This window comes from Bacillus cereus group sp. BcHK124, from assembly GCF_027712065.1.
GTDB lineage: Bacteria > Bacillota > Bacilli > Bacillales > Bacillaceae_G > Bacillus_A > Bacillus_A pacificus.
Genome location: NZ_JAQFPJ010000017.1, coordinates 67,162 through 83,927, shown reverse-complemented (window position 1 = coordinate 83,927; position 16,766 = coordinate 67,162). Strand labels below are relative to the sequence as shown.

Genomic DNA, 16,766 nt, shown 5'->3' with positions numbered 1-16,766 from the left:
ATAAACTAAGGGGGCTTAACAATGAAAAAGTGGGGTAAGACAACGTTTATGAAAAGTACAGGTATTGTATTATCGGCAGTTGTGCTTTTATCAGGGTGTGGTTCGGCAACATCCACTAGCAATTCTGAAGGAAGTGGAGATAAAAAAACAGTGGAGCTTTTAAATGTTTCGTATGATCCAACGAGGGAATTATATCAAGACTTTAATAAAGAATTTGCGAAGTATTGGAAGGAGAAGAATGGGCAAACGGTCAATGTAAAACAATCACACGGAGGATCTGGAAGTCAGGCACGTTCTGTTATTGATGGTTTAGAAGCAGACGTTGTTACGTTAGCGCTTGCTTATGATATTGATGCGATTAGCAAGAAGAAACTGTTAGCAGAAGACTGGCAGAAACGATTTGCGGATAATTCAACTCCGTACACATCAACAATTGTATTTCTAGTGCGAAAAGGAAATCCGAAAGGAATTAAAGACTGGGATGATTTAACGAAAAAAGGTGTGTCTGTCATTACGCCTAATCCGAAAACATCAGGCGGAGCACGTTGGAACTATTTAGCGGCGTGGGGATACGCACTGAAAAAATATAATAATAGTGAAGATAAGGCGAAAGAGTTTGTTGGGCAAATTTATAAAAACGTAGAAGTGCTTGATTCGGGAGCGCGCGGAGCAACGACAACATTTGTTGAAAAAGGAATTGGAGATGTATTAATCGCGTGGGAAAATGAGGCGTTGTTATCACAAAAAGAACTTGGAAAAGATAAATTTGAAATTGTAACACCGTCTATTAGTGTACTTGCGGAACCACCAGTAGCGGTTGTAGATAAAGTCGTTGATAAAAAAGGAACGAGAAAAGTGGCAGAAGGATATCTTGAATATTTGTATTCAGAAAAGGGGCAAGAAATTGCAGCGAAAAACTTCTATCGCCCTCGTAACGAAAAGGTAGCAGAAAAATATGCATCTCAATTTCCAAAAGTTCAATTATTTACAGTAGATGAACTATTTGGCGGTTGGAAAAAAGCGCAGGAAAAACATTTTAATGATGGCGGTGTATTCGATCAAATTTATAAAAAATAAGGGGGGATGAGGTGAAAGAAGATGAGGAAAAAACGTGTTTTACCGGGGTTTGGATTATCTCTTGGATTTACAATGCTATATATGAGTTTATTCGTACTTATACCACTTTCTATCGTATTTATTCAAACTTCACAGTTAGGTTGGAAGAAATTTGCTGAAGTTGTAACGAGCGAGCGTGTGCTGCATTCTTATCAAGTGAGTTTAACGACTTCACTTGCAGCAGCGATTGTAAATGCCATTTTTGGCTTATTAATTGCTTGGGTACTCGTTCGTTATACATTTCCAGGGAAACGATTGTTAGATGGATTAATAGATTTACCTTTCGCTCTTCCGACTGCTGTAGCTGGTATTACACTGACAACGCTATATGCCGAAAATGGCTGGGTGGGGAAAATATTTAGTATGTTTCATATAAAAGTAGCTTTTACGCCGCTCGGAATTATTGTTGCACTTACGTTTATTGGTTTACCATTTGTCGTTCGAATGGTGCAACCGGTACTTCAAAATATTGATAAAGAAGTAGAAGAGGCGGCTTCTAGTTTAGGGGCGTCACGCTTCCAAATATTTGTGAAAATCATTTTGCCAGAAATATTCCCAGCTTTACTTGCTGGCTTTTCACTCGCATTTGCACGGGCATTAGGAGAATACGGATCTGTCGTTTTCATCGCAGGGAATATGCCGATGAAAACAGAAATCGCACCGCTTATGATTATGACGAAACTCGAACAATATGATTACGCAGGTGCAACAGCTGTGGCGACCGTGATGCTTATTATTTCTCTCCTGTTCCTTCTTTTTATTAACATGATTCAAAGCTGGAGTAGAAGGCATGAATTAAAAAGTGAATAGGAGGAGAGAAAATGGAGCCAACATTATTAGAAAAGAAAATAATAAAAAAAGTGTCAGCTAAAAAAGAATCTAAACTTGTACCAAGCATATTAATTGCGATTACAGTTTTATTTTTATCTCTCTTTCTATTGCTCCCGCTCGTAACAATTTTTTTGAAAGCTTTTGAAAAAGGATTTGATGTATACTTTGCTGCTATCACTGATCAAGAAGCATTTTCAGCAATTAGGTTAACGCTTCTCGTTGCGTTAATCGTTGTGCCACTTAATACGATATTTGGGATAGCGGCCGCGTGGCTTATTACAAAGTTTCAGTTTAAGGGAAAACAGGTATTATTATCTCTTATTGAACTGCCGTTTGCCGTGTCACCAGTTATCGCAGGATTAGTGTTCGTTTTACTCTTCACACCGAGGGGGGCTCTTGGTGAATGGTTACTCGAACATGGAGTGAAACTTATCTTCTCTGTACCTGGCATTATTATCGCAACAATCTTTGTAACTTTCCCGTTCGTTGCACGTGAATTAATTCCGATTATGCAGGCGCAAAGGAAAAGTGAAGAGGAGGCAGCTTTATCACTTGGCGCAAGTGGCTGGAAAATGTTTTGGCGCGTTACGCTTCCAAATATAAAATGGGGCCTTTTATACGGCATGATTTTATGTAATGCCCGTGCTATCGGTGAGTTTGGAGCCGTTTCTGTTGTATCAGGTCACGTGCGTGGCATTACGAATACGATGCCGCTTCATATTGAAATTTTGTACAATGAATATCAATTTTCAGCAGCGTTTGCAGTAGCGACGTTAATGTCATTAATCGCGGTATTTACGCTTGTTATAAAAAACTGGATCGAATGGCGAATGGAAAAACGACAATAAGGGGGGATTACGGTGAGTATTCAAATTCAAGGTGTATCAAAACGATATGGTACATTTCAAGCGTTGACAGACATTCATTTGGATATCCCAAAGGGTGAACTTGTCGCCTTATTAGGCCCGTCAGGTTCTGGAAAAACGACGTTATTACGAATTATTGCAGGATTAGAAGAAGCGGATGAAGGCTCTATTTCATTTGAAGGGGAAGATCTAACAGACATTCACGTAAAAAATCGGCAAGTCGGTTTCGTCTTCCAACACTATGCGCTTTTTAAACATATGAATGTATTTGAAAATGTCGCTTTCGGTTTAAAAGTAAGAAAGAAAAGCTTAAGACCTTCAGCAGAAGCGATAGAAGAAAAAATAACAGAATTATTAAAGCTTGTAAAAATGGATGGCTTTGCTAAGCGTTACCCAGCGCAACTATCTGGCGGACAACGACAGCGTATCGCACTAGCTCGAGCACTTGCAGTCGAACCGAAAATTTTATTACTAGATGAGCCGTTCGGTGCCCTTGATGCAAAAGTGAGAAAAGAATTACGAAGATGGCTCCGGAAACTACACGACGAATTTCAAATTACGAGCGTATTCGTAACGCATGATCAAGAAGAAGCACTAGACGTTGCGGACCGCATCGTTGTAATGAATGAAGGGCGCATTGAACAAATGGGAACACCGGAGGAAGTATATGAAAACCCAGCAAGTCCGTTCGTGTACGATTTTTTAGGAAATGTAAATTTATTTCACGGCCGCGTCAATAAAGGTAAGCTAAATGTAGGATCGGTAGAACTAGAAGCACCAGAGCATAAACACGTTTCAAACGTAGACGGAGTAGCTTACGTAAGGCCGCATCACCTATCTATCTTTCTTACGAAACAAAGCGTAGATGCAATCCCAGCAAAAGTATTATACTCTCACGTAGTTGGACCTGTCGTATATGTAGAATTAAAACGAGATGGAACAGATGAGTATTTAGAAGCAGAAATTAGTAAAGAACAGTTTAGACAGCTAAGCATTCAAGCGGGTGATGTTGTATACGTACAGCCGAAAGAAGTGAAAGTGTTTATTCCGGAGGATTTTGTAATTTAAGAGAGTTAAAATCAGCAATCTATTAATAAGAGGAAGTCTCCTAAAATATGTTTTAGGAGGCTTCCTCTTTTATTTGTAGTGATAACTTTTTCACATATGAAATATAACAAGGCGCGGGGGGCGTGTTCAAACAGTTATTAAGGAATATATTCTTATTACCTTCTATAAATAAAGGTATTACAGTTAAGGGAGGCACATTTACACCAGGAATATGAAGCTCAGTATATTAGCTTCATTGAATATTAGAACAAAATTGAAAGTGAAAATAAAAGGTTAGTTGAATGATATTTATATCATGTCGTTAGCAAACAATGATCGCATCTATTATTGTTAATCTTAAACTATATAATAAAAATAGATATCTGTCATAATATTTATAAAATTGTTGTTAAATTGTCGGATTTTGTGCACAAAATCTTCAAAACTTTAAAACGATATTTACTTTACTATTTCATTTGTTTACATTGTGATATGTAACATTGAATGGGTATACGTATGCAGACAATAATCCGGTAATGAAGGTTGATCCTGATGGGCATGTAGCTTGGTGGGTTGGTAGTGCAGTAATTGGTGCTGGTTTGGAGTAGCTAAATATTTATACCAAAACAGGAATTCTGGATATACTTGGAAAAGTGGTTTGAAAGCTGCAGGGAGAATGTTTGGGTTTATAACTCCTATGCAAGGGGGCGAATCCCGTTTAAACAAGCAGTACGTAACGTGTCTCGTTTTATTGGAAACCCGAAAAAACACTTTAAAAGGCTTCCAGGTGCACGATTAGAAAGGCTAGCTAAAGCGAAGAAGAATTCTACAAAAGCAAAGTTAATGCGTATTTCTAATGCGATAGGAAAGCGTAAATAAATTTAAGAAGGAGAATTTAGGATTGGTAGAGATTTTAGAATATTTATTAATTTTGGGTTTGAATATGCTAGTAGCATCTATCGTATTTTTACAAGAGTACTGCATAGGTGGTATAAGACTGTTTCATTATAAGAGAATCTTTGCCATGATCCTAGTAATACGTTCGTTGTTGAGTATATGGATTATTTACCCTACGACAGCTACCTTGTTAGGGACGCTAAATATCTTAGTGATTCAATCAGTTATATTACTTTGCCTTTGGGGGCTTATGCAGTGTGTAAAGAAGTACGAGGGAAAGTGGTATATTACAATGATTGCACTTATTATGTATGGTCTTAGCTGTTATTTTCATATTATGTATGCGAAAACGGTATAGATAATTAGAGGGGATTTATAGTGGAACATGTGATAGTTATGATGGATGGGAAACACAAGTTGTAATAATAAAGAAGGAATATTCTAAATTAAATTTTAGATAGTCTTTTTTATTGTAAAAATAGGTACTGAATTAATAATAACCACTAAATGTTGGAAAAAGAGTGGTTCAAAAAGGATATAAGCCAGTAGTTAGACAATTAAAATCCAATTACGAGCGTTTTAAGAAGAATCCTATAAAACAGATTAAAAGGAACCCAGGTGCTAGACTTGGCGGAATGAAAAGGGCGAAGAAACAAAGGGAAAAAGCATTTGAAAATTCAATGACAGCGAAACTTAGGAAGATTTCGAATGTAGTGAGAAGACGTTAATGAAGGGAGACTAAAAGTGTTTATAGAAATTGTAGAATTTGCTTTTATCTTGGCTTTAGTAGCTGTATTAACATTAACTGTTATGTTGCAAGATATATTTTTTATAAATATAAATAAACAATATACTGAAACACGTATTGGGACAATTATTTTTAGTATCCGTATGTTGTTTGGGGCATGGGTAATATTTGTTACGGAAACTACTATAATTACTATCTCAAAAGTGACTGCAATTCAATTAATTATTTTACTTCTTATTTGGGTATGCTCGAAGTATGTACAAAAAAATCGTGAAAATTGGCTAATCACTATAGTTGCTTTTGTTATTTATGGTGTTGGTACTTATATTTATATTCAGTTTGCTTTTAAAGGCTATTAATATATCACCAGAAAAATTAGTGGTCAGAAAGATTCATTTGTTAAATGTGTGTATGAATGAAGTACATGAAAAGTTACTATATGATGTAGAAGAGGATAAGAAATAAATAGAGAAATAATTTGGAGAAGGAAGAGCAAATATAGGCTCTTCTCTCTTTTGGTATACATTAATTTTCTTATGATTATAAAATCATAAGAAGAAACGTTAGAGGAGGAAGTTTTTGAAGGATGTTGATATTCAGGAAATATTAGATGAATTATGGGGGCTACAATTTTAGATACCCAATTAAACATATTAAATGATAGTATGAAATTCATACTACAGATAATTGATGATGGAGCTATAAAGGAGATTAAATTGGAATTTATAGATGTTTCAGCATTTTACTATGTAAAAGATGATGAGAATTTAAGGTTTGAATTTTATAATAGAGAAAAAGTGGAAGCAATACAAGGTTTAATTAGTCAGGGAGAGAATAAATGGAATCAGTATTATTTAATGAATTAAATTATACGTTACAGATCGGGAAAATTCGTATGTTTATACCAGATTCTAGTTCAAAGGAATATATTATTTTTGAAGATTTAGCCGAGCTTTTAGATTTAGAGACGAATTATGATGCAATGGTGTTTATACGAAATCAAGTTAAAGGAGCTGGAATAAAAGGTAAGGTTCGTTTTGATTCAGAGAGCGATTGTGTAGAAATATATTCAACCAGTGGAAAGACGTTGTTACAAGTTGCGATTTTAGTGAATGAACTTATAGACGAAGCATTTACATTTGCGAATCAAAGAGAGTATGAACAGTTTATTGGATCTTGGAAACGACCTAAAAAGCAAAAATGGAAAGTTGGAGATGTATTTTCTATCCCTTTACCAAATGAAACATATTTCTTCGGACAAATTGTTGAATTGATGGAAGACGTGTTTCCTTTATGTGTTATATTTGATTTGCATTTGAAAACAGTGCCTACGAAAGAGGGTATTGATAATGCTAACATTTTAACAGCTTTGATGCTTAATGGAATGGTATTTGACGATTATACTTTTAAGGTTATTTTTGAAATGGAAATAATGGGAGAAATAACCGAAAACACTAGGAGAAATCCAGTTAGAAATGTGACTTGGTCTACTTCTCATTTAGTAGATTTCTGCATGGAATATAAATTAGAAGAGAAACAAGAATTTGTAGAAAAGATACTTGCTAATAGAAATTTTGTAATCGAGTATAAATGAGGATAGCAATTTTTATCCGTACTATAAAGTAATATGTATTTTCTCTGGCTGAAATTATTGATCTTTATTATGAAAATCGCGAAATAAATTTGTATAGCGAATTTGTACATGTAGGGGAATGATAAGATGAATTTTGAATTCAAAAGAGTTCAGTGTATTGAAGATAGTAATATATATCGGGTGGATAATTTTACTGACATATATGAAACGGATTTAAATAGTAATGATGATTGTAATATTGATAATTTGAATTTGATTTTTCAACAGAGGATTCATCAATTTATTATACATGTAGGTAAATCAGAAGTATTACATTTTAAAGAGGAAGTCGATTCTAAAAATATTTTCTATAAGATTTTAGATTTGGGAAAGAATAATATTTTCTTTGTTTTTGAATCTATACGAAAGAAAGAAGTACTTTATATTATCAATCTATTTTATAGTGTAAGTATAGAAAACACGTTAGCTATAATTTGTTTTGGAGAAAAGGTTCATATTGAATTTGAAAAAATAACTCAAAGTAGGATTATAGAGTATGTAATGGGAAATTGTTTTGTTCCTAAAATCACATTAGTCCCATCATCGGCATGTGCTTTTATTCAATATGATGGTGCATTATTAACAATTGTTAGTAACAATTTAGAAATATAGAGACAGAGTAAGGAAGGATTGATAGTAGTTTTAGAATTTATTGCAATTATTATTTTGAATATTTTGATAGCGTCTGTTATTCTTTTACAAGATTACTATGTGGGGAGTATAACACTATTTTATTATCAAAAAATCGCTGCTGCGGTTATAGTTATACGTTCACTTTTGAGTATATGGATTACCTATTCTATGATAGCTACACTAGTGGGAACATTAAAAATCTTAGTAGTTCAATTAGTTATATTACTTTGCCTTTGGGGGCTTATGCAGTGTGTAAAGAAGTACGAGGGAAAGTGGTATATTACAATGATTGCACTTATTATGTATGGTCTTAGCTGTTATTTTCATATTATGTATGCGAAAACGGTATAGATAATTAGAGAGTATTTATAGTGGAACATGTGATAGTTATGATGGATGGGAAACGCAAGTTGTAGAGTGATAATAAAGAAGGGCTAGTCTAAATTAAAGTTTAGATAGTCTTTTTTTATTGTAAAAATAGGTACGTGAATTACTGTTATTAAGCTAATGTGAAATAAATTAATATGCCATTTCATTTGTGAAAGAAAATAATTATGATGAGTATAAATTTTGTATAGAAAAGCAAGCAGATTGGTGAGGAATAATTAAAATTTCCTTTTATGACGAATATAACATTAATCCATTATATCCTGTGGATGGTGTATGAAATTACAAGGACAAATATTATACTATCCCTATAATACTCGTGGGACAAATCAAAATAGAGAGCGGAAGGAATTATATGAACAAAAAAGAATTAAAATTAAAGCTACTGCAAGGTCTAGGTGAAGCATTAAAAGAAAACGGTTATAAGACTAGGATTACACAGCAAAGTTTTGTGAAAAAATTTGATAAAGGAAAAATCAGTATACATTTAGCCTTTATCAATCATCTAGAAGATTTTGATGTGATGGTGGATGTGGGAATTCGTTTTGATGAATTAGAAAATATGAAAAATCAATGGGATGATGGTTTAACAATTAGAGAGAAAAAGGAGACCTATACAATTGGAGTTGAATTAGGGAATTTAGTTTATAGAGAGCAAAAAAGATGGCGTGTTGAAAAGGAAGAAGATATTTTACCTGTTACTATGGATATTTTAAAAGCAGTTAAGGAATACTTCATTCCATATATTGATAAGTATGTAGATATAGAAAATGTATTTGATTTATGTGTAAGAGATGATGACGAAGCTTCATTATTAGGTACAACATTTGAGGGATATCGAGCGCAAAATGCAATTGGATTAGCTTTGTTATTAAATAAAGAAGAGATGTTAGAGCAAATCATTGAAAAAAAGAAAGGGTATTTAAAGAAGCGGGATAAATTTCAATTAGAGTTATTTGAAAACTTTCTTGTTAATATGAATTTAGGATAGATAAATTTAGTTATTCATTTTAATGATTATAGTAGGTTTAATTGTTGATATTTAGTTACTCTTGCTAGAAAAACATTAGACTCTGTTTTTTTATTAATCGTAAGTATTAGCATTCTCTATGTATGATAAAGAAATGGGTATGTATTACTTAATCGCTTGTTACTATAATTCAGATCACGGTGTGTTCCTATCGGTGAATTCTGATTGAGGTGACGCGGGTGATTCTGTAACACAGAATGGATATATGTATGCGAATCATAATCTAATGATGTTTATGGATCCAGATGGGAATCGTGGGATTAAATTTCTTTTGCAATTAATAAAAGATGAAGTCCACAAAAATTCGCATAGTACAAAAGCCCCCGCCATAGGATATTCTTTAAAAAATAAAAAAAACATGCAGTATTAAAGTATGTTGAGATAACAGAAAGAACTAAAAGGTATAGACAAAAATTTTATAAGTAGCATAACGCTTATATGCTATTCGAAGCAAAAGGGGCAAAAAAATGCATGAATGGCAACATAAAAAAGGAAAATAATGAATAGCGTTCACCACTAAATAAAAGTGACTATTAAAAAGGGTGAGTGATTATGAAGTTTTTTTAGTGGTGAATTAGAAGGGGATATTGCTGAGGAATTTATAAATATAATTTCAGAAATCGGTAGTGAACTGAGGGATTAAATAGCAATGATGACAGTAGCGAAGTAGAAGAAATAGCTATAATCCCTATAGTAGCTAAAATAACTCCGAAATATGAAGATGCGGGCTTTTTTTAAGAAAGAAAACTTTTTAAAAGGAAGAGTAAAGAAGCAGATTTTAGATTAAGTATTGACTATGAAACATTTTTATCTGCAGATTATGCTACGAGAAAAATATTGATAATTAGAAATGTTATTCAATCTATTAGAATATTAGGGGAAAGGGCTAACTCTGATTTTAATGTAATAAAGTTAGAGCAAGATATTTTACAAGTGTTTGATATTGACGTGAGTATATAGTAGGTCATTTTACAGATGAATATTATGTAGTATGTTTACGTTCGGAAAAGCAAGTGTTTGTTATGCGGAAGAATGGATTATGGATTAAAATAAAAGCTACAAAAGTTTCTATGTTGAGAATGAAAATGTACTCGAATTTTTTTGGGCGTTTTTTACAACTTCTATATTTAGAATCACTGAGAGGATTTTCATCTATATGAAAGATATCGTATGTAAAGAGTTAGTAAGTTTTAAGTCCATTGTTGAAGTTTATCAGTTTAAAAAAATGAGTTTGGATTATAAACAAAATGTAATGTTACTTGTACAAAAGAATACGGATCAGCCTTGTATAATTTATTTGGATAAAAATAATTTACATATAAAGAGTTTCAATTTAAATGTGGATATTGATGTTGAATCTGTCCAATGTATGCAACGAATCGGAGAGAGGTGGTTGCTTATATTTAATTATGAAGGTGATAATGCAGTTATTTATAATCCAGACGGAAGTGAATATTGTAAGTTTTATGTCGGAGAAGGGATTCAAGATTGTCAGGTTGATGTGAATGAAGATATATGGGTTAGTTATTGTGATGAAGGGGTTTTCGGAGAGTGCCCAATTGGAGTAAATGGTATAGTTGCTTTTGATTCTAAAGGGCAATTGATTTTTAATCATTATGATCAATATGTAGAAAGGTTTAATGTGCCTCCTATAGATGATTGTTATGCAATGAACGTTATAGATGGAGACGTTTGGCTCTATTATTATTCAGAATTTCCTTTAGTTCAAATGAAAGATAAAGAAATTCATATGTCATGGAATGAAATACATGTAATTAAGGAAATATGGTCGGAAAGTTTTGCGGTTGCCCAAGGTAAAGTAGTATTCATTACGCAAGATAAAAAGTTGGTTGTTTATGATTTAAATAATAATCATGTGCATGATATAAATCTTTGTAATGAACTGGGAGAACCGATTCAATTTGTTACTTATTATAGCCGCGGATCTGTTATGTATTTTCAGACGGACGATACGCTGTATTTTGTTGATGTACTTAATATATGAGGTGATAAAGTTGAATGAGCGTTTAGAGAGAATTAAAATCTTAAGAGAAAAGGTAGAAGAAAAGGCTACTAGACAAAAATTTTTAATGTTATGTCCATCCATAAAAAATTTCGAAGTTATTAGTGGAGACACAATAGCTTCAGTAGTAGAGTTCTTAATTCATGAGACACCTACTCCTATCAAAGTTATTAGTGAATCAGATACTGAACAAATTATCAATGAAATAAAAGAATTTGAATGTGAATTAACTAGTTTATTGTCTAAGAAGATTATTGTATGGTATGCACATGAAAACTGGGACTTTGGTGTGCAAATAGAGTTAGAAGATTTTATGTTATATACAAAAGAAGTATTACATTTCATTGGATATGATAATGATGATCCGCAAAGGGGCTTACTTTTTTCTAGTCTTATTGTAGTAGATGAGTCTATGAGAAGTGGTTTTACTTTTCTAAAGAATGAGTATAATGTCGAGATAGTACTTTGGAAAGAAAGCTAAATGTATAAGATAGAAGGAGTAACGAAATGGATATTTACGATTTAGCTGATGATGTAAATTCAAAAGAAACACTAGTAGAATTCTTGTTTCACCTTCAAAAAGATTTCAAAGAAAATCAAGAAGATTGGGAGAATACAACATTAGCCGATTACTTAGAATCGATGGAAGCGTGGCTAAATGATTGTGATGGTGTTTTTCAAAATAAAGGTGAAGAGATGCCTAAAGATATATCATGGAATTTTTTAGCATTGTGAAACAGATTCTTTTTTATAATTAATCTGCTATAAACTGAAAAAACTTGAGAAAATTTATAAATCTTTCTATTCAAAATGAATTATAACTGTTTTTTTGAATAACTGTGCTGTAATTTAACGTCTTCTCTACTAGAAAAACTGGCAAATAGGAAAAGAAACAATTGTGAAATGGGTTCTTTTTATAATTAATGTGCTATAAACTAAAAAACTTGATAAAATTTTATTTATATTGAATATTCTGTCTTTTGTTGCTAAAATTTGTAATGTATTACCAATAATTTGAAAAGGAGTTGTTAGTATGAGTAATGTTTTAGCAAAATTATTTGGGGTAAAAAATGAGGTTGTTGGTCCGCAATACTATGAAGAAGGTTGTGACTATGATAGTTATTGTGGTACAAGCCGTCGCACATTACTTCGTCATTATGGTAACGGACGTTTTGTTGCTGTTGGTTGTTGCTAAAAGTGTAAAATTCAAAGCTAAGAATATAAAATTCTTAGCTTTGAATCCTATTAAATTAAAGATAGAAAGGCGTTTAATATGATTGTATATCTTCTATTATTTTTCATATGGTTACTTTTTCTATTAGTTCTACTTATACAAATTAGTAAGTTGAAAAAAGCGCTCGCTCTATTACCCAAACCAAAATTTATTCAGAAAAAATCAAGCTCCTTAATAAAAAAAGATATTAGCAATATATTACAATTACCAAATTCCTATTCCATCCATGATGAATCTATTATCTTGTTAATGGCTGCATCATGTAAAATATGCCATGAAAAATTAAATGAAATTATTCATAAAAATAAGCACAAATCACATAACCTAATAATATATTTATATTCCGAAACCCCAGATTTATACAATCAATTTAATAATAGTATTCCGGCGCATTGTAAGATTCCAGTATTTCCTTTATCTGAGATTCAAAAAAAACAATTACAAATATTTGTTTTCCCGACATTTATACGTATAAATTCTGAAGCTACTATTACTAAATTCTCTCCAATATCTGACAATGTCCTCTAAAAGAAAAAAAGTGAGGGTTTTTTATATGTTCATTACTTACATACTAAGAACTATTAAACTAATTTGGAAACTCAATAAGATTTGGTTTTGCTTTTCTAGCATATTCATGATTATTTTAGGGATGTTACCTGTGGCTACAATATGGACTACAAAAGAACTTGTTAACAATGTATCCACCATCATTACAAGTGAAAATAAAAATTATACATTAGCTATTACTCTGCTTGTACTACAATTTTTGCTATTATTAATTGAAACTATCATTAAACAATTACAGTATTATATTGACGAAAATATGCGCTTTAAGCTCACTAAATTTTTAACTGAAGAAATTGCTTATAAGACATTTAAAATACCGTATTCATATTTTGATAATCCTGATTTTTATAACTATACCAATCGAATAAAATCAAATACTGGTAGACGTCTACTATCACCAATTAACAATTTATTTTTAATTGCACAATCTTTAATAACCATTTCATCTTTAATTATTTTTTTACTCTCTATTCATTGGAGTTTAGCTGTAGTTGCTAGTATTACCTTTTTTCCAGCTCTCTTCATAAAATCATATCTTGGTAAACAAGGATTTGAACTCACAAAAAAAACTACTCCCCTCTTAAGGGAGACAAATTATATAGAGAACTTGTTAATGCAAAAAGATACGATTAAGGAAATTAGAATTTTTAACCTACATACGTACTTCATACAAAGATGGGAAAAAAAATATAATAAAAATATGAGTTATTCTTTAAATTTCTTAAAAACCAAAAGTAAAGCGGAAATATTTTTAGATTTGCTAGTAGCTCTTTCATATTGTGGTTCGGCCGGAATTATTATTTGGCTCATTAAAAAATCTGCTGTTAAAATTGGTGACTTCGTTTCTATAGGACAAGCAGTACATAATACACAAAATGCATTACATAACATTTCAGCTAATTTGGCTCAATTATATGAGGATGTATTATATATATATGACTATTTTCATTATATCGATTCACTAGATGAGGATGAAATAAATAACGATGAACAAGTACCATTTCCTAGTGTTTTACAATATGGCATACGCTTTGAAAATGTATCTTTTTCATACCCTAATAATAAAAATAAAATTTTACAAAATGTATCTTTTTCTATATTACCTAATGAAAAGATAGCAATAGTCGGTCATAATGGATCTGGAAAAACTACATTAATAAAATGCCTGCTTGGACTATATCCACTTACATCTGGAAATATATATATTGATAATATACCTATTAACAAAATTCAATTACATTCTTTAAGAGAGCACACGACAGTAATGTTTCAAGATTTTATTCAGTACCATTTAACCATAAGAGAGAATATCGCTCTTGGTAATGTTTCCGAAATAAATAATGATGAAAAACTAAAAAATGTAGCTATGCAGTCAGGAATCCATGAAGATATCCAACTATACCCGAATGCATACAACACTCCATTAGGGAGATTTTTACAAGAGGGTGAAGAGCTCTCAGGAGGTCAATGGCAAAAATTGTCAATATCTCGATCGTTATTTAAAAATGGTAATATCATGATTCTAGATGAGCCAACTGCTGCGTTAGATCCTATTTCAGAAAGGGAAATTTTTGATAAATTTGAATTACTGACTAACCAGAAAACTACAATTATGATTTCTCATAAAATGTCTGCAGCTAAATTAGCAGATAAAATTGTTGTATTAGACAATGGTGAATTAGTTGAGTTCGGTACTCATGAAGAGCTTTTCCTGAAAAAAGGGAAATACTATGAATTATACACAACCCAAGCAACTCTATATCAAAATAAACTTGATGAGGTTTTAATATGAATGAAATTATCTTAATTTTAAGGATATTAATAGGTACTCTTTTTCTATCGTCCTCTATTAGTAAACTATTACATTTTAGCAAACACGTTGTCATTGTAGGGGAATATAAAATCCTCCCCAAAAAATTCATAAAATTCTTTTCTAGGGTGGAAGTAAGCCTTGCGTTAATTTGTTCCATTTCACTCATTCTAGGATTATTACAGCTTTGGGTAGGCGCTATACTTTTACTTTTATTAATTATGTATACAATAGGAATCATTGTTAATTTATATAGGAAGAGAACCAATATTTCTTGCGGATGTGGTGGAATTGTAGGAAATCATAACTTATCTTGGACTTTAGTGTTTCGCAATATTTTTTTAGTAGGATTAATTATTTTCCTTATTAAAAATGAAACAGATTTTTTCAGCTTGCAATCTCTTCTTATATATGAAAAGGATATATCACTAATTTTCAATCATAATGGAATCTTCTCTATACTTTTATCAACATTCTTAGTTTTATTAATAGCAATTTTAAACTCAACATTCACAATTTATCGTAGTATGAATCATTTTTTATATCTTACAAAACAAATAAAGGAGTGAAAGATATGAACTGGACGGATTATTTACTTTGGGCTTGCATGATTATCCAAATGATTATTTTCTTTTTGTTAATTAGGTTAGTAACAGACTTCTTGAATAAATTCCAAAATCAAGTAAATATAATCGAATTTAAAAATTCTGCTAAGACAAATATGGAGATAAACAAAGAAGAGTTAATGAAAAGCTAATAAATAAAAATTTTTAACCTTTGAGTCTACATAAACTAAACTTCATATCTTGACATTTAGAAAGTAAAGTAGTTACTTAAATTTCTTTTATAGAACAGTTCACTTTAAATGGTTTAGCGATGTAATTTGTTTATAAAAAACATTTAGCACCCCTAATAAATAAGGAATAAAAATTTGTTCCCTTTCAATTCAAGTACATGAAGTGTTTCTTTTTCCTGAATTTGTTGTAAAAACTGGTTCATTAGGCTACCATCAGTAGAGATTCTCTACTGATGGTAGCTTCACTTTATAGGAAAGGTTAGGCTAACATGAAAAAAAATTTTGCACAAACATATTTAACGATACCGTTCCACCTATTCTTATCGTTTATTATCATTATATTTATCGGCACATTACCGCACTTATTTATTGGGATGAAGATCGACTTTAACAATTACCTGCACACACTTACGGACGTCACCTCTAAATTAATAGGGTGGGATCCATTAACTTACACGAAATTTGCAAAACCCCTATTTCCTCAAATTCTAATTCAATATGGAAACACGGTTATTATCTTTTTAGCTGCTCTTTTTATTTCCGTATTAGTTTCTTTTATGACTGTTTATGCCTTGTTGCTACTCCCTGTAAAAAAAAGAGAAAGAATAAAATCATTTTTTTTACTATTAGAAGCAATTCCTGATATTTTTATTATTTTGTGTCTCCAATTACTTGTCGTTTGGATTTATAAACAGACAAACTTTTTAATCGCAAATATAGCTGGTACAAAAGACAACTCAATCTTACTATTTCCGATTATTTGCTTAAGTTTTCCAACTATTCTTATGTTTAACAAGCTACTATTGCTACGTTTTGAAAATGAATTACAAAAAGATTATACCTTGCTAGCACGCGCCAAAGGATTTGACACGTTTTATATTCTCAATCATCACGTTCTAAGAAACATCTTTTTAAGTACTCTCTACTTCTCAAAAACAAATATTTGGTATATGTTATCTAATTTATACATTATTGAATATTTACTCAATGTTCAAGGTATTTTCACATTTTTAAAAACGTATAATACCGAATTAGAACCAGCACCTGAAATATTTTGCGTTACACTGTTTTTAATTTACATTCCTATTTTTATTGTCTTTAAGCTTTTCAATATTTTCATACCTGATGAGCTGAAAGGAGAATCTTAA

The 16,766-nt window shown here is 31.7% G+C and carries 21 protein-coding genes and 2 pseudogenes; all 23 read left to right on the top strand.

Translation table 11 applies throughout. The annotated features are described in order from the left end of the window. Nucleotides 1–21: 21 nt before the first annotated feature. Nucleotides 22–1,077: a sulfate ABC transporter substrate-binding protein gene (locus PDK19_RS20850; protein ID WP_270707969.1), complete on the top strand. Its 1,056-nt coding sequence runs from the start codon at nt 22–24 to the stop codon at nt 1,075–1,077. Nucleotides 1,078–1,098: 21 nt separating this feature from the next. After that, complete coding sequence (gene cysT / locus PDK19_RS20845) at nt 1,099–1,926, top strand: sulfate ABC transporter permease subunit CysT (protein ID WP_074567801.1); 828 nt, start codon at nt 1,099–1,101, stop codon at nt 1,924–1,926. Between the two features lie 11 nt (nt 1,927–1,937). After that, nucleotides 1,938–2,795 (top strand): sulfate ABC transporter permease subunit CysW, encoded by an 858-nt coding sequence (gene cysW, locus PDK19_RS20840; RefSeq protein ID WP_270707967.1) that lies wholly within the window; start codon nt 1,938–1,940, stop codon nt 2,793–2,795. 12 nt (nt 2,796–2,807) lie between these two features. Continuing rightward, a complete protein-coding gene (locus PDK19_RS20835) occupies nt 2,808–3,881 on the top strand; it encodes a sulfate/molybdate ABC transporter ATP-binding protein (RefSeq protein WP_270707966.1) in 1,074 nt (357 codons plus the stop codon). Between the two features lie 473 nt (nt 3,882–4,354). Next, nucleotides 4,355–4,453 (top strand): annotated as a pseudogene (locus PDK19_RS27500) (RHS repeat domain-containing protein); the annotation flags it as partial. 52 nt (nt 4,454–4,505) lie between these two features. Then, nucleotides 4,506–4,739: a hypothetical protein gene (locus PDK19_RS20830; protein ID WP_270707964.1), complete on the top strand. Its 234-nt coding sequence runs from the start codon at nt 4,506–4,508 to the stop codon at nt 4,737–4,739. 64 nt (nt 4,740–4,803) lie between these two features. Beyond that, complete coding sequence (locus tag PDK19_RS20825; RefSeq protein ID WP_431077699.1) at nt 4,804–5,115, top strand: hypothetical protein; 312 nt, start codon at nt 4,804–4,806, stop codon at nt 5,113–5,115. A gap of 163 nt (nt 5,116–5,278) precedes the next feature. After that, on the top strand, nt 5,279–5,485 hold the full coding sequence (locus PDK19_RS20820) for a hypothetical protein (protein ID WP_270707962.1): 207 nt from the start codon (nt 5,279–5,281) through the stop codon (nt 5,483–5,485). A 16-nt stretch (nt 5,486–5,501) separates the two neighbouring features. Beyond that, complete coding sequence (locus PDK19_RS20815) at nt 5,502–5,864, top strand: hypothetical protein (protein WP_270707961.1); 363 nt, start codon at nt 5,502–5,504, stop codon at nt 5,862–5,864. Nucleotides 5,865–6,122: 258 nt separating this feature from the next. After that, entirely contained in the window at nt 6,123–6,371 is a 249-nt protein-coding gene (locus tag PDK19_RS20810; protein WP_270707959.1) for a YxiG family protein, read from the top strand. Beyond that, nucleotides 6,344–7,099: an Imm26 family immunity protein gene (locus PDK19_RS20805; protein ID WP_270707957.1), complete on the top strand. Its 756-nt coding sequence runs from the start codon at nt 6,344–6,346 to the stop codon at nt 7,097–7,099. The genes PDK19_RS20810 and PDK19_RS20805 overlap by 28 nt, the downstream gene beginning before the upstream one ends. Before the next feature lie 126 nt (nt 7,100–7,225). Next, a complete protein-coding gene (locus PDK19_RS20800) occupies nt 7,226–7,750 on the top strand; it encodes a hypothetical protein (RefSeq protein WP_270707956.1) in 525 nt (174 codons plus the stop codon). A gap of 18 nt (nt 7,751–7,768) precedes the next feature. Then, nucleotides 7,769–8,122 carry a hypothetical protein gene (locus PDK19_RS20795; protein ID WP_270707954.1) on the top strand — a complete coding sequence of 118 codons (354 nt, stop codon included), beginning with the start codon at nt 7,769–7,771 and terminating at the stop codon, nt 8,120–8,122. 391 nt (nt 8,123–8,513) lie between these two features. Beyond that, nucleotides 8,514–9,149: a DUF4304 domain-containing protein gene (locus PDK19_RS20790; RefSeq protein ID WP_270707953.1), complete on the top strand. Its 636-nt coding sequence runs from the start codon at nt 8,514–8,516 to the stop codon at nt 9,147–9,149. Between the two features lie 625 nt (nt 9,150–9,774). Further along, nucleotides 9,775–10,148: pseudogene (locus tag PDK19_RS20780) on the top strand (Imm44 family immunity protein). 196 nt (nt 10,149–10,344) lie between these two features. Next, nucleotides 10,345–11,193 (top strand): hypothetical protein, encoded by an 849-nt coding sequence (locus PDK19_RS20775; RefSeq protein ID WP_270707952.1) that lies wholly within the window; start codon nt 10,345–10,347, stop codon nt 11,191–11,193. A gap of 10 nt (nt 11,194–11,203) precedes the next feature. Next, complete coding sequence (locus PDK19_RS20770) at nt 11,204–11,692, top strand: hypothetical protein (RefSeq protein ID WP_270707951.1); 489 nt, start codon at nt 11,204–11,206, stop codon at nt 11,690–11,692. A 26-nt stretch (nt 11,693–11,718) separates the two neighbouring features. Further along, nucleotides 11,719–11,946: a DUF7660 family protein gene (locus PDK19_RS20765; protein ID WP_270707950.1), complete on the top strand. Its 228-nt coding sequence runs from the start codon at nt 11,719–11,721 to the stop codon at nt 11,944–11,946. Nucleotides 11,947–12,244: 298 nt separating this feature from the next. After that, the gene (locus PDK19_RS20760; RefSeq protein ID WP_000073170.1) at nt 12,245–12,406 is read left to right on the top strand and encodes a hypothetical protein; all 162 of its coding nucleotides are present in this window, start codon (nt 12,245–12,247) and stop codon (nt 12,404–12,406) included. A gap of 556 nt (nt 12,407–12,962) precedes the next feature. Then, nucleotides 12,963–14,804, top strand: a complete 1,842-nt coding sequence (locus PDK19_RS20755; protein WP_333563853.1) for an ABC transporter ATP-binding protein — start codon at nt 12,963–12,965, stop codon at nt 14,802–14,804. Next, nucleotides 14,801–15,391: a MauE/DoxX family redox-associated membrane protein gene (locus tag PDK19_RS20750; protein ID WP_270707946.1), complete on the top strand. Its 591-nt coding sequence runs from the start codon at nt 14,801–14,803 to the stop codon at nt 15,389–15,391. Before PDK19_RS20755 ends, PDK19_RS20750 begins: the two co-directional genes overlap by 4 nt. A 5-nt stretch (nt 15,392–15,396) precedes the next feature. Continuing rightward, nucleotides 15,397–15,579 carry a hypothetical protein gene (locus tag PDK19_RS20745; RefSeq protein ID WP_001104600.1) on the top strand — a complete coding sequence of 61 codons (183 nt, stop codon included), beginning with the start codon at nt 15,397–15,399 and terminating at the stop codon, nt 15,577–15,579. Between the two features lie 308 nt (nt 15,580–15,887). Next, nucleotides 15,888–16,766 carry an ABC transporter permease subunit gene (locus PDK19_RS20740; protein WP_270707944.1) on the top strand — a complete coding sequence of 293 codons (879 nt, stop codon included), beginning with the start codon at nt 15,888–15,890 and terminating at the stop codon, nt 16,764–16,766.

What these genes read in the sequence shown, in the direction of transcription:
- PDK19_RS20750 (WP_270707946.1), top strand. Translation starts at nt 14,801, where the DNA reads ATGAATGAAATTATCTTAATTTTAAGGATATTAATAGGTACTCTTTTT.
- PDK19_RS20775 (WP_270707952.1), top strand. Translation starts at nt 10,345, where the DNA reads ATGAAAGATATCGTATGTAAAGAGTTAGTAAGTTTTAAGTCCATTGTT.
- PDK19_RS20755 (WP_333563853.1), top strand. Translation starts at nt 12,963, where the DNA reads ATGTCCTCTAAAAGAAAAAAAGTGAGGGTTTTTTATATGTTCATTACT.
- PDK19_RS20810 (WP_270707959.1), top strand. Translation starts at nt 6,123, where the DNA reads ATGGGGGCTACAATTTTAGATACCCAATTAAACATATTAAATGATAGT.
- PDK19_RS20760 (WP_000073170.1), top strand. Translation starts at nt 12,245, where the DNA reads ATGAGTAATGTTTTAGCAAAATTATTTGGGGTAAAAAATGAGGTTGTT.
- PDK19_RS20740 (WP_270707944.1), top strand. Translation starts at nt 15,888, where the DNA reads ATGAAAAAAAATTTTGCACAAACATATTTAACGATACCGTTCCACCTA.
- PDK19_RS20850 (WP_270707969.1), top strand. Translation starts at nt 22, where the DNA reads ATGAAAAAGTGGGGTAAGACAACGTTTATGAAAAGTACAGGTATTGTA.
- PDK19_RS20825 (WP_431077699.1), top strand. Translation starts at nt 4,804, where the DNA reads ATGCTAGTAGCATCTATCGTATTTTTACAAGAGTACTGCATAGGTGGT.
- PDK19_RS20800 (WP_270707956.1), top strand. Translation starts at nt 7,226, where the DNA reads ATGAATTTTGAATTCAAAAGAGTTCAGTGTATTGAAGATAGTAATATA.
- cysW (WP_270707967.1), top strand. Translation starts at nt 1,938, where the DNA reads ATGGAGCCAACATTATTAGAAAAGAAAATAATAAAAAAAGTGTCAGCT.
- cysT (WP_074567801.1), top strand. Translation starts at nt 1,099, where the DNA reads ATGAGGAAAAAACGTGTTTTACCGGGGTTTGGATTATCTCTTGGATTT.
- PDK19_RS20745 (WP_001104600.1), top strand. Translation starts at nt 15,397, where the DNA reads ATGAACTGGACGGATTATTTACTTTGGGCTTGCATGATTATCCAAATG.
- PDK19_RS20790 (WP_270707953.1), top strand. Translation starts at nt 8,514, where the DNA reads ATGAACAAAAAAGAATTAAAATTAAAGCTACTGCAAGGTCTAGGTGAA.
- PDK19_RS20805 (WP_270707957.1), top strand. Translation starts at nt 6,344, where the DNA reads ATGGAATCAGTATTATTTAATGAATTAAATTATACGTTACAGATCGGG.
- PDK19_RS20765 (WP_270707950.1), top strand. Translation starts at nt 11,719, where the DNA reads ATGGATATTTACGATTTAGCTGATGATGTAAATTCAAAAGAAACACTA.